We start from the raw sequence: 11,603 nt of genomic DNA on the forward strand, positions 1-11,603 counted from the left end.
TTACTTGCTCGATACGGATGGTGAAGCTCACGCGAACGATGCGTGACGACCGTGGGATAGTCGCGGTCAAGTTACCGTCCGGTAGCCACTCCGGTGAGTGGGAGGTCAACAGTGACGCGCCAGTTCAACACGGTCGGTGTCGTCGGTCTCGGCACGATGGGCGCCGGTATCGCCGAAGTCCTCGCCCGGACCGGCCTCACTGTGGTGGCGGTCGACGTGGACGAGGCGGGCCTCGCCCGCGGCCGCGGCCACCTGGACCACTCGACGGACCGCGCGGTGGCCGGCGGCAAGCTCACGTCGGACGAGCGTGACGCGACGTTGGCCCGCATCTCCTACGCCACGTCGCTGGACGCGCTGGCCGGCGTCGACCTGGTCGTCGAAGCGGTGCCGGAGCGGATGGAGCTGAAGGCCGCCGTGTTCGCGGAACTGGACCGGATCTGCGGCCCGGACACCGTTTTCGCGTCGAACACGTCGTCGTTGTCGATCACCGAGATCGGTGTCCACACCGGCCGGCCGGGCAAGGTCGTCGGGATGCACTTCTTCAACCCCGCGCCGGTGCTGAAGCTGGTCGAGGTGATCCGCACGGTCGTCACCGAGCCGGACGTGGTGACCGACGTGGTCGCGTTCGCCGAAGGGCTGGGCAAGACGCCGGTCGTCATCGGGGACCGGGCCGGGTTCATCGCCAACGCGCTGCTGTTCGGGTACCTCAACCACGCGGTGCGGATGTACGAATCCCGTTACGCGACAAGGGAAGACCTCGACGCGGCCATGCGGTACGGGTGCGGTTACCCGATGGGGCCGCTGGCGGTGCTCGACCTCATCGGGCTGGACACGGCGTACGAGATCCTCGACACGATGTACCACCAGTCGCGCAACCGGCTGCACGCGCCGGCGCCGCTGCTCAAGCAGATGATCACGGCGGGGCTGCTGGGGCGCAAGAGCGGGCGCGGCTTCTACACCTACGACGGGCCGGACTCGCCGGTCGTCGTGCCGGACGTGCTCACGCCGGTCGCCTCGGCGGAGGACGACGCCGCGCGCGAAGTGCGGCGGGTCGGCGTGATCGGCACCGGGACGATGGCCACGGGGATCGTCGAGGTGTTCGCCAAGCGCGGGTACGACGTGGTGCTGCGGGCGCGTTCGGAGGAGAAGGCCGACGCGGCGGTGGGCAAGGTGCGCAAGTCGTTGGAGAAGGCCGTCACGCGGGGCAGGTTGACGGCGGAGGACCGCGACGCCGCCCTGGCCCGGGTGACGCCGGTCGTCGACTTCACGGGCCTCGCCGATTGCGACCTGGTGGTCGAGGCGGTGGCCGAGGAGCTGTCGGTCAAGAAGGCGGTGTTCGAGGCGCTGGACGAGGTGTGCAAGCCGGGCGCGGTGCTGGCCACCACGACGTCCTCCCTGCCGGTGATCGAGTGCGCGGCGGCGACCTCGCGCCCCGGTGACGTCGTCGGGCTGCACTTCTTCAACCCCGCGCAGGTCATGAAGCTCGTGGAGGTCGTGGAGACGATCTCGACATCCGCCGACGTGGTGGCCACGGCCCGCCGGGTGTGCCTCGACCTGGGCAAGGCGCCGGTGCACTGCGGCGACCGCGCCGGGTTCATCGTGAACGCACTGCTGTTCCCGTACCTGAACGACGCGGTGAAGATGCTGGAGGCGCACTACGCGGTGGCCGACGACATCGACAACGCGATGAAGGTCGGCTGCTCGTTGCCGATGGGGCCGTTCGAGCTGCTGGACGTGGTCGGGCTGGACGTGTCGCTGGCCATCGAGCGGAGCCTGTACCTGGAGTTCCGCGAGGCCGGCTTCGCTCCCGCGCCGCTGCTGGAGCACTTGGTGAAAGCCGGGCGGCTGGGGCGCAAGACGGGCAAGGGTTTCCGCGACTACGTGTCCTGAGGGCCCGTTTCGCGGGCTGATGACGTGCCGGGTTTCGGCGTTTGGCATCGTGGTCCCCATGCGGCGTGTGGTGATCTCGCTCCTGGTGGCGGCGTTCGGTCTGACGAGCGCCTGCGCGTACACGGTCAACGGCACCCCGGTGGCGGAGCAGGTGCTCGACGTCGACCCGCCGTTCACGTCGGCCCCGAGCACGCCGACCGGGTCCGCTGACCCGTCCGGCGAGCCCACCGGGGACGTCGGCGACATCTGCGCGTTGATCGGGTGGAAGGACCTGCCCTACGAGGTCGCGGACAAGAACGCCGAGCCGACGGAGACCGGCTACGACTCGGCGTTCGACCAGTCGTGCAAGTGGCAGACGTCGGTCGGGTCGCTGGACGTGGGCGTGACCCTGCGGTTCCGCGAGGGTCGGTCGATCACGTTGGAGCAGAACAACGGCGAGTTCGACCTGGGTGACCGGAAGGTGACCTACTTCGACCGGACGACCGACACGTCCGTGCAGCCGTCGTGCGTGCTGGTGATGGACTACGCCGGCGGCGGGCTCGGGATCATCGTGATCGACGGCTCGGCCCGCTTCGGCGCGATCTGCGACCAGGGCAAGAAGGTGGCCGAGGTGCTGCTGGAGAAGGAACCGACCAGCTGAGCCCGGCCGGCCGAGCACCGAACAGGCCCGGCGCAACCGGCCCGGCGCAGGCAGGCCCGCTCCGGGTCGACCTCAGGTTCGCAGCTTCCGGCACGGTGCCGGACCGGCCGAGGCAGATGCCTCGGCCGCGTGGTGTCCGGCGCGTTCGACCGACCGCACCTGGGTCGTCGACGACCGCGTTGACCTCGGGGTCTTCGACCGCGGTCAGGTCGCCGGCGTGCGTCCGGTCCGGGTCAGCTGCAGCAGCCTCCGCCGCAGCAGCCGCCCCCACCGCCGCCGGCGGGTGCGTTGGCTTGACCGCCCAGGCCGGCCATGGAGAGCAGTTTCACGGTGTCGTCGTGGCCGTTCGGGCACGGCGCGGGCGCGGAGGCCTCGTCCATCGACCGCTTGACGTCGAAGGTCGAGCCGCACGCCTTGCAGCGGAATTCGTAGGTTGGCACGTCGCTCATTGTCCCCGGCGCGGCGGTGCGAGCACCAGCAAGGGCACCCCAACAGCCGACACCGCGGCGAGCAGCGTCATCAGCGGCAGGTTGTGCACCCAGCCCAGGCCGACGGCGGCCAGGTGGGTGCCGGTGAACGTCGCCAACCACATCCGCGAACCGGGCCGCAACCACACCGGGGCCAACGCCGACAGTGCTGTGACCAGCATCAACATCGTCGTGCCCAGCAACACGCCCTGCCTCAGGCCGGGAGGCTGGCCGACCGGCACGTCCGCCTCCTGGAAGACCCGCCGAACCTCGCCACCAGCCACGACCTCCGGCAGCGACGGTTCGAAGAGCAGACCGCGCACCACCGGCACCAGGGTCACGGCCACTTCGGTCATCAGAAGCAGGGTTAATACGACCCGTTGCCACTTGCTCATCCAGTGGACCGTAGGCGATCACCCAGGGCGAGCCCGGATACCCTCGTTTCTCGTGCCACGTCGTAACCGCCCGCAACGCGCGAACGAGCCCTCACCCATCGGTGGGCACGGTTGGGCGCGCGCCGAAAGCGCCTCGGACGGCGAGTGGCTGGTGCGCACCGTCTCCGGCAGCGCCACCACCAAGACCTACCGCTGCCCGGGGTGCGACCACGAGATCCGGCCGGGCACCCCGCACGTCGTCGCCTGGCCCGCCGGCGACTACGGCTCGGTGGACGACCGCCGCCACTGGCACCAGAACTGCTGGTCCTCCCGGAGCCGGCGAGGTCCCACCACCCGCCGCTGGTGACTCTCCGTGCTGACCGGCGGCACGTGGACGGCACCTGCACGGCACGTGAACGGGACCTGGACGGCCGGCAGGTCCGGCCACCCGGCGAAGGGTCCGTCGGTGGCACGATGTCGGTGTGGGTGAGGTTCCGATCAACGCCAACACCGTGCTCCCGGCCCGCCGGGAACCGGTGACGTTGCGGACCTCGGACGGGCTCGCCTTGGTGGGCGAGTTGGCGTTGCCGGTCGACCGGGAGCCCACGGCCACGGTGGTGCTGTTGCACCCGCTGCCGACGCACGGCGGGATGATGGACTCCCACCTCTACCGCAAGGCGGCTTGGCGGCTGCCCGCGCTGGCCGGCCTGGCGGTGTTGCGGTTCAACACGCGAGGCACGGCCAGTGCGGCCGGGTGCAGCGAGGGCGTGTTCGACCACGCCGTGGGCGAGCGGCTGGATGTCGCCGCCGCCCTGGCGTTCGCGGCCGAGCGCGGGTTGCCCTCCGTGTGGCTGGTCGGCTGGTCGTTCGGCACCGACCTCGCGCTCATGCACGGGTGCGAGCCGGTGGTCGAAGGCGCCGTGCTGATCTCACCTCCTCTGCGGTGGAGCAAGGCCGAGCACTTGCGGACGTGGTCACGCGCGGGCAAACCGGTGGTGTGCCTGGTGCCCGAGTTCGACACCTACCTGCCACCGGCCGAGGCCAGGCGGCGGTTCGGCGCGGAGCTCCCGACCGCGGACGTCATCGACTTCCCCGGCGCCAAGCACCTCATGGTCGGGCACACCGAAGAGGTGCTGGACGCGATCGTGTCCGCGGCCGTGCCCGAGGTGCCCACGCCGTTGGCGCGCACCTGGTCCGGCCCCCACGAGCAGCATCAGGCAGCCATCGTGGCCTCCTGACGCCGCCAGACCAGCACCGGACCCGAAGCGGTGTCGCTGTCGCCCACGTGCGCGAAGCCCAGCTTCTCCGCGACGCGCTGGGAAGGCGTGTTGCCCGGGTCGGTGATGATCGTGACCGGCCGGTCCGGACGCACCCGGCCCGCCCAGTCGATGGCCGCGCGCGCCATCTCCGGTGCGTAGCCGCGCCCCCAGTGCCGGGGGCGGAACCGGTAGAACAGGTTGAACGTCGGCTCGCCGTCCAGCTCGTGGTGCCGCAGGCCGCCGAAACCGATGACCTCGCCGGACCCCGGCAGCTCCACGGCCCAGTACCCGATGCCGTCGCGCGCCCAGTGGAGCTGCCACTCGGCCAGCATCTTCGCCGCCTGCTCCGCCGACGGCGGCCCCGACGGGTTGAAGCGGTTCGTCTCCGGGTCCGACAGCACCGCGATCGCCGCGCGCACGTCACCGGGGGTGACGCGTCTGAGCAGGAGGCGGTCGGTGCGCAGCTCGTCCGGTTCGGCGGTGGAGGTCATGGGACGAAGCTAGCCAGGGGGTCCGACAATTCCGGGTATGGAAACCGCTCCGCTCGTCCTCCTGCACGCCTTCCCATTCGACTCACGGATGTGGAACGGGGTGCGTGACCTGCTGAAACCGATCACGCCGGACCAGCGGGGCGGCGATCGTTCACCCGATCTGGTGGCTGTGGCGGACGACGTGCTGCGGTTGCTCGACGAGCGCCGGATCGAGCGGGCGGTCCTCGGCGGGTGCTCCATGGGCGGGTACGTGGCGATGGCCGTGCTGCGGCGCGACCCGTCCCGGGTGGCCGGGCTCGTGCTGGCCGACACCCGGCCCGGCGCCGACGCGGAGGAAGCTCGGGCGAACCGGCTGGCGATGGCGGCACGGGTCGAGGCGGAAGGCCTCGGCTGGGTGCCGGACTCCGTCCTGGGCGGGCTGCTCGGACCCGGGCCCGACGAGGCCGTGGTCGGGCGGGTGCGTGAGCTGATCCTCGACCAGGACCCGGCGGAGGTGGCGTGGGCGCAGCGGGCGATGGCCGTGCGACCGGACTCGGCGGGGGTGCTGGCGGAGGTGGACGTGCCCGCGCTGGTGCTGGTCGGGGAGCACGACGCGCTCACGCCGCCCACGTCGGCGCGCGAACTGGCCGGGGTGCTGCGGCAGGGCGAGTACGTGGAGCTGCCCGGCGTCGGCCACCTGACGCCGCTGGAGGCGCCGGACGCGTTCGCCGCCGCAGTCCTCGACTGGCGACGGCGGGTCGGCGTGTGACCCGGCGTCGTCTGAGCGTTCAACTCGGGTGTCCTGAACGTAGGACACACGCGTTCTGAACGTAGGACTCGCGCGAGGTGGAGGTAGGACTCTCGGCGGGTCAGCGCTTGGTGGTCTGCGGCTTCGGGGTGGGGCGCGCGATCTTCTGGGTGGCGGCGTCGGGGGTTTGAGCCGGAGGGGAGGCCGCAGCCGGGGTGGAGGCGGTGGGAGCAGCAGCGGCGGGAGCGGCGGCGGAGGTGGGAGCGGCGGCCGGGGTGGCGCCGCCGCCGGAGGTGGTGGGAGCGGGAGTGGTGGGAGCCGGGGCGCTGGAAGCCGGAGCGGCGGGGGTGGAGGTGGGGGGAGCGGGGCGCTCCTCCTCCAGCGGGTCCAGCAGGGGGGTGACGTCGTGCAGGGCGGAGCTGACGGCGTGCAGTTGCTGGGACAGCCGGTTGCGCAGCTGGCGCAGGGCGTCCACCTTCTGGGTCGCCTGCGTGACGCGGCGGTTTGCTTCCTCGGTCGCCTCGCGCACCCGGCGGTTCGCCTCGTCCGTCGCCTCCTGCACGCGGGCCGTGGCCTCGCTGACGGAGTCGTGCCGCCGCCGGTTGGCCTCCTCGGTCGCCTCGCGCACCAGGCGCTGCGCCTCGGCGTTCGACGCGGCCTGCTCCTGGGAGATCTGGGCGCGCACGCGCGCGGCCTCCTCCGCCGCCTCGCGCAACCGCCGCTCGGCCTCGCCCTTCGACGACGCCTCCTGCTCGGCCAGCGTCTTCATCGACTCGACCCGCCGGGCCGCCATCGCGATCTCGAAGTCCTCCTCGACCGTGGTCCGGCGCTGCAGCGACTCCTCGTCCAACCGGGTCGCCTCGGCCCGCGCCTCGCCCACGATCCGGTCGGCCTCGGCCCGCGCCGTCTCCAGCACGCCCCGGTGCTCGGCCTCCATGTCGGCGCGCCGCTGGTCCAGCTCGGCGATCAGCTTCTCGTACCGGGTGCGCAGCACGCCCGCGTCGGTCTCGGCCTTGGCGCGGATGTGGCCGCCCTCGGCCTCGGCCCGCGCCTTGATCTCGTTCGCCTCGTCCTGCGCGAGCCGCAGCATCCGCTGCAACCGCTCGCTCAGGCCCTCCAGGGTGGTCGGCGGCAGCGACAGCCGCTCCACCTGGCCGCGCAGCTCCGCGATCTCCGACCGGGCCGCCTCGAGCTGGCGGGCCAGGTCGTTGGTCTGCGACACCGCCGCGTCCCGGTCGGCCGCGAGCAGGCGCAGGTCGGAGTCGAGGCGTTCCAGGTGGTCCTCGACCTGGGCGCGGTCGTACCCGCGCTTGACGATGTCGAAGCCGGATCCCAGGGGGACGAGGTCACGGTCGTCGGCGAGGCCCATGGCGCTCACGCTACCCGCTCCCGATGCGCGACGGTCACCCGAGCGCCGCACATCGGGAGTGGTTTCGCTTTAGACGCCCCGGAAACGGTTGATCCCGGCCAGGTGCGCCGCGCGCAGCTCGTGGTCGCGCACGCCGAGGCCCTCCTCCGGGGCCAGCGTCAGCACGCCGACCTTGCCCTGGTGGGCGTTGCGGTGCACGTCGTGCGCGGCCTGCCCGGTCTCCTCCATGGAGTACACCTTGGACAGTGTGGGGTGGATCTTCCCCTTGGCGACCAACCGGTTGGCCTCCCACGCCTCGCGGTAGTTCGCGAAGTGCGAGCCGATGATCCGCTTCAGGTTCATCCACAGGTACCGGTTGTCGTACTGGTGCATGTACCCGCTGGTGGACGCGCACGTCACGATCGTGCCGCCCTTGCGCGCCACGAAGACCGACGCGCCGAACGTCTCCCGGCCGGGGTGCTCGAACACGATGTCCGGGTCGTCGCCGCCGGTCAGCTCGCGGATCTTCGCGCCGAGCCGCTTCCACTCGCGCGGGTCCTGCTCGTGCTCGTCCTTCCAGAACCGGTAGCCCTCGGCGCTGCGGTCGATGATCAGCTCCGCGCCCATCCGGCGGCAGATCTCGGCCTTCTCCGGTGACGACACGACGCACACCGGGGTGGCGCCGCCGTTGAGCGCGAACTGGGTCGCGTAGGAGCCGAGGCCGCCGGACGCGCCCCAGATCAGCACGGTGTCGCCTTGCTTCATGTTCGCGCCGTTGGCGGACACGAGCTGCCGGTAGGCGGTGGAGTTCACCAGACCGGGTGACGCCGCCTCCTCCCACGTCAGGTGGGCGGGCATCGGCATCAGCTGGTTGGCCTTGACCAGCGCGATCTCGGCGAGGCCGCCGTAGTTGGTCTCGAAGCCCCAGATGCGCTGCTCGGGGTCGAGCATGGTGTCGCCGTGCCCGTCGTGGTGCTCCAGCTGCACGTCGAGGCAGTGCGCGACGACCCGGTCGCCGGGCTTCCAGGCGTTCACGCCGGGTCCGGTGCGCAGCACCACGCCCGCCAGGTCGGAGCCGACCACGTGGAACGGCTGGTCGTGCCGGCCGCCGTACTTCTTGAGGAACGCGAACGTGGACAGCGGCTCGAAGATCGAGGTCCAGACCGTGTTGTAGTTGATGGCGCTCGCCATCACGGCCACCAGCGCCTCGCCGGGGCCGAGCTCCGGGGTGGCGACCTCGTCGACGTGCAGCGATTTGCGGGGGTCCTTGTCCTTGGTGGCCAAGCCCTCGAACATCTTGACCTCGTCGGCGTGCACCGTCACGCCCCGGTAGCTCTCCGGCACGTCGAGTGATCCGATCGCGTCCAGTTCGTCCGCGAGGATCGCGTCGAGGATCTTCTGCACGGCGTTCCCTCCCAATGGGGGCTTCGGGATGGTCGGGTGTGTGGCGGGCTCTAGAGGTCCACGCGAGTGGCCGGAGGTTACCCACGGGTAACCGATTCAGAACGCGGGCTGTGAGCCACCGCACTGGCATTTCCCCCGATCGGTCGGCCTTGACCGGGCGGCCAACCAAGCGGAGCATCGAAGTCGTCCGATCGACGGGACGGAGGTACGAGTCATGACAAAGGCGTGGACCAGGTGGCAGGACTGGGCCGAGGTCGTCATCGGCGCCCTCGTGCTGCTCTCGCCCTTGGTGGTGGAGACGACCACCGCGGCCATGTGGACGATGATCGTGCTCGGCGCGCTGATCGCCATCGACGGCCTCGCGTCGCTCGCGATGCCCGGGATGGTGTACGGCGAGTGGTTCCAGATGGTCCTCGGCGCGCTGCTGTTCATCTCGCCGTGGGTGATGGGCTACAGCGACCTGACGGGGGCGTCGTGGGTCTCGTGGGTCGGCGGTGTGCTGACCGTCGCGGCCGGCGCCACGGCGGTTCCGCTGGCGAACGCGGCGCACGGCGGCCGGATCGCCGGCACCGCCTGAAGGTGACCGCGGAACCCGGGCCCGCGGCTGCTCGCCGCGGGCCCGGACCGACGAGGAGGGGTGCGGCGTTGGCAGAGGACTCGTCGGCCAGGGAACGAATCCTGCGAGCGGCCGAGGAGCTGTTCGCCGAGTCGGGGTTCGACGCGACGCCGACCTCGCGCGTCGCCGAGCGGGCCGCCGTGCCCAAAGGGCTCGTGCACTACTACTTCCGCCGCAAGGCCGACCTGCTGGCGGCGCTCGTGCAGCGCCTGCCGGACGGCGACGTCGACGCGCGCCGGGTCGTGGTCGTCGGCGACATCGCGGAGAGCCTGCGCAGGCTGGTCGCCGCGCTGGACGCCCGGCTCGACTCGTCGCCGCTGCTCAGCCACCTGCTGTGGCGCGAGGCGGACACGCACAAGGCGGTCCGCGACGCGCTGCACGAGCGCTACCGGTCGGTCGTGCGGCAGATCCGCGACGTCATCGTCGCCGCCGGCGGCGCGGTGGTGGCCGCGAAGGACGTCGACAGCGCCTCCGCGCTGCTCGCGCACGCGGTGAGCTACCGGCACTCGGTGGCCAGGCACGCGCCGGACGACGACCGGCTCGACCTGGAGCTGACCTTCGTGGCCGCCGCCCTGGAACGGCCTTAGCGGCCACCGTGTGGTGGTGGTCACCAGTCCGGGTGGTCGCTAGTGGTCGGCGGCGGGCTCGACCAGCTCCACGAGCACGCCGCCCGCGTCCTTGGGGTGCACGAAGTTGACCCGGCTGTCGGACGTCCCGCGCCGCGCCTGCTCGTACAGCACGCGCAGGCCCTTGGCGCGCAGCGCCGCCGCCGCCGCGTCCACATCGGACACCCGGTAGGCGAGCTGCTGCAACCCCGGCCCGGACCGGCCGATGAACTTCGCGATGGTCGACTCCGGCGTCAGCGGCGCGAGCAGCTGCACGGCGGCGCCCGTGCCGTCGTCGCCCGGCGCGCGCAGCATCGCCTCGCGCACGCCCTGCTCCTCGTTGACCTCCTGGTGGGCGACCTCCAGGCCGAAGTGCTCGCGGTGGAACGCGATCGCGGCGTCGAGGTCGGGCACGGCGATGCCGACGTGGTCGATGGCGGTGACGAAACCCCGGAGTTCTTCCATGGCAGCGAAGGCTAGTAGCCGAATCGGTGCAGGTCGCGCTGTGTGAGGCCTCACACGGCTACTCTGCGGTAACCGTAGGTATCGTGGCGAGTTAACAACCGCTTACACCCGCTGTGGAGGCTGCTGTGTCCGGTTCCGTCATCGTCGCCGGGGCCCGAACCCCGATGGGGCGACTGCTCGGATCGTTGAAGGACTTCTCCGGCGCCCAGCTCGGCGGCGTCGCGATCAAGGCGGCCCTGGAACGGGCCGGTGTCGCGCCCGAGCAGGTGCAGTACGTCATCATGGGCCAGGTGCTGACCGCCGGCGCGGGCCAGATCCCGGCGCGCCAGGCCGCGGTGAACGCGGGCATCCCGATGACCGTGCCCGCCCTGACCATCAACAAGGTGTGCCTGTCGGGCATCGACGCGATCGCGCTGGCCGACCAGCTCATCCGCGCCGGTGAGTTCGACATCGTGGTGGCGGGCGGCCAGGAGTCGATGACGCAGGCGCCGCACCTGCTGCAGAAGTCGCGCGGCGGGTTCAAGTACGGCGACGTCACGATGCTCGACCACATGTCGCACGACGGCCTGTTCTGCGCGTTCGACCAGGTCGCGATGGGCACCTCCACGGAGAAGTTCAACGCCCGCTACGGCGTGACCCGCGAGGAGCAGGACGCGTTCTCGGCCCGGTCGCACCAGCTGGCCGCCAAGGCCGCCGCGAACGGCGTCTTCGGCGAGGAGATCGCGCCCGTCGCCATCCCGCAGCGCAAGGGCGACCCGGTGCTGTTCGCCACCGACGAGGGCGTGCGCGGCGACACCACGGTGGAGGCGCTGGCCAAGCTGCGCCCGGCGTTCGCCTCCGACGGCACGATCACCGCGGGCTCGGCGTCGCAGATCTCCGACGGCGCGGCCGCCGTGGTCGTGATGAGCAAGGCCAAGGCCGAGGAGCTGGGCCTGACCTGGCTGGCCGAGATCGGCGCGCACGGCGTCGTGGCCGGTCCGGACGCGAGCCTGCACGAGCAGCCCTCGAACGCGATCAAGGCCGCGTGCGCGAAGGAGGGCATCGACCCGGCCGACCTGGACCTGGTCGAGATCAACGAGGCGTTCGCCGCGGTCGGCGTGGTCTCCACCCGCGAACTGGGCGTCGCCGAGGACAAGGTCAACGTCAACGGCGGCGCGATCGCGCTGGGTCACCCGATCGGGATGTCGGGCGCCCGCATCGCGCTGCACCTGGCGCTGGAGCTGAAGCGGCGCGGCGGCGGCGTCGGCGCGGCGGCCCTGTGCGGTGGCGGCGGTCAGGGCGACGCCCTGATCGTCCGCGTGCCTAAGGTCTAGCGGT

At 71.6% G+C, this 11,603-nt stretch carries 14 protein-coding genes; 8 read left to right on the forward strand and 6 right to left on the reverse strand.

Features of this window, described 5'->3' with window-relative positions:
• Window positions 1-111: 111 nt before the first annotated feature.
• Both EDD40_RS29240 and EDD40_RS29245 read left to right on the forward strand, forming a co-directional pair.
• Window positions 112-1,890: a 3-hydroxyacyl-CoA dehydrogenase family protein gene (locus tag EDD40_RS29240; RefSeq protein ID WP_123745778.1), complete on the forward strand. Its 1,779-nt coding sequence runs from the start codon at window positions 112-114 to the stop codon at window positions 1,888-1,890.
• Window positions 1,891-1,948: 58 nt separating this feature from the next.
• Window positions 1,949-2,530, forward strand: coding sequence for a DUF3558 family protein (locus EDD40_RS29245; RefSeq protein ID WP_123745779.1), 582 nt, complete (start codon window positions 1,949-1,951; stop codon window positions 2,528-2,530).
• A gap of 233 nt (window positions 2,531-2,763) precedes the next feature.
• Here EDD40_RS29245 and EDD40_RS29250 read toward each other — a convergent pair whose 3' ends face one another.
• Both EDD40_RS29250 and EDD40_RS29255 read right to left on the reverse strand, forming a co-directional pair.
• Window positions 2,764-2,970 carry an FmdB family zinc ribbon protein gene (locus tag EDD40_RS29250; protein ID WP_123748361.1) on the reverse strand — a complete coding sequence of 69 codons (207 nt, stop codon included), beginning with the start codon at window positions 2,968-2,970 and terminating at the stop codon, window positions 2,764-2,766.
• Between the two features lie 5 nt (window positions 2,971-2,975).
• The gene (locus tag EDD40_RS29255) at window positions 2,976-3,392 is read right to left on the reverse strand and encodes a hypothetical protein (RefSeq protein WP_148088945.1); all 417 of its coding nucleotides are present in this window, start codon (window positions 3,390-3,392) and stop codon (window positions 2,976-2,978) included.
• Window positions 3,393-3,444: 52 nt separating this feature from the next.
• On the opposite strand from EDD40_RS29255, the gene EDD40_RS29260 reads away from it, so the two are divergent.
• Complete coding sequence (locus tag EDD40_RS29260; protein ID WP_123745781.1) at window positions 3,445-3,738, forward strand: hypothetical protein; 294 nt, start codon at window positions 3,445-3,447, stop codon at window positions 3,736-3,738.
• A gap of 115 nt (window positions 3,739-3,853) precedes the next feature.
• Window positions 3,854-4,609: an alpha/beta hydrolase gene (locus tag EDD40_RS29265; RefSeq protein ID WP_246037886.1), complete on the forward strand. Its 756-nt coding sequence runs from the start codon at window positions 3,854-3,856 to the stop codon at window positions 4,607-4,609.
• Here the strand turns inward: EDD40_RS29265 and EDD40_RS29270 are convergent.
• Window positions 4,585-5,121 (reverse strand): GNAT family N-acetyltransferase, encoded by a 537-nt coding sequence (locus tag EDD40_RS29270; protein WP_123745782.1) that lies wholly within the window; start codon window positions 5,119-5,121, stop codon window positions 4,585-4,587. The two genes, EDD40_RS29265 and EDD40_RS29270, sit on opposite strands and share 25 nt — an antisense overlap.
• A 37-nt stretch (window positions 5,122-5,158) precedes the next feature.
• On the opposite strand from EDD40_RS29270, the gene EDD40_RS29275 reads away from it, so the two are divergent.
• Window positions 5,159-5,869 carry an alpha/beta fold hydrolase gene (locus tag EDD40_RS29275; RefSeq protein WP_123745783.1) on the forward strand — a complete coding sequence of 237 codons (711 nt, stop codon included), beginning with the start codon at window positions 5,159-5,161 and terminating at the stop codon, window positions 5,867-5,869.
• A 100-nt stretch (window positions 5,870-5,969) separates the two neighbouring features.
• On the opposite strand, the gene EDD40_RS29280 is transcribed toward EDD40_RS29275, so the two are convergent.
• A complete protein-coding gene (locus EDD40_RS29280; RefSeq protein WP_123745784.1) occupies window positions 5,970-7,217 on the reverse strand; it encodes a coiled-coil domain-containing protein in 1,248 nt (415 codons plus the stop codon).
• A gap of 69 nt (window positions 7,218-7,286) precedes the next feature.
• Complete coding sequence (ccrA, locus tag EDD40_RS29285) at window positions 7,287-8,600, reverse strand: crotonyl-CoA carboxylase/reductase (RefSeq protein WP_123745785.1); 1,314 nt, start codon at window positions 8,598-8,600, stop codon at window positions 7,287-7,289.
• A 214-nt stretch (window positions 8,601-8,814) separates the two neighbouring features.
• On the opposite strand from ccrA, the gene EDD40_RS29290 reads away from it, so the two are divergent.
• A complete protein-coding gene (locus EDD40_RS29290) occupies window positions 8,815-9,177 on the forward strand; it encodes an SPW repeat protein (protein ID WP_123745786.1) in 363 nt (120 codons plus the stop codon).
• A 68-nt stretch (window positions 9,178-9,245) separates the two neighbouring features.
• Window positions 9,246-9,803: a TetR/AcrR family transcriptional regulator gene (locus EDD40_RS29295; protein WP_123745787.1), complete on the forward strand. Its 558-nt coding sequence runs from the start codon at window positions 9,246-9,248 to the stop codon at window positions 9,801-9,803.
• A gap of 39 nt (window positions 9,804-9,842) precedes the next feature.
• Here the strand turns inward: EDD40_RS29295 and mce are convergent, their stop codons facing one another.
• A complete protein-coding gene (gene mce, locus EDD40_RS29300) occupies window positions 9,843-10,286 on the reverse strand; it encodes a methylmalonyl-CoA epimerase (RefSeq protein WP_123745788.1) in 444 nt (147 codons plus the stop codon).
• 125 nt (window positions 10,287-10,411) lie between these two features.
• On the opposite strand from mce, the gene EDD40_RS29305 reads away from it, so the two are divergent.
• Window positions 10,412-11,599 (forward strand): acetyl-CoA C-acetyltransferase, encoded by a 1,188-nt coding sequence (locus EDD40_RS29305; protein ID WP_123745789.1) that lies wholly within the window; start codon window positions 10,412-10,414, stop codon window positions 11,597-11,599.
• Window positions 11,600-11,603: the final 4 nt, after the last annotated feature.

Source organism: Saccharothrix texasensis, from assembly GCF_003752005.1.
GTDB lineage: Bacteria > Actinomycetota > Actinomycetes > Mycobacteriales > Pseudonocardiaceae > Actinosynnema > Actinosynnema texasense.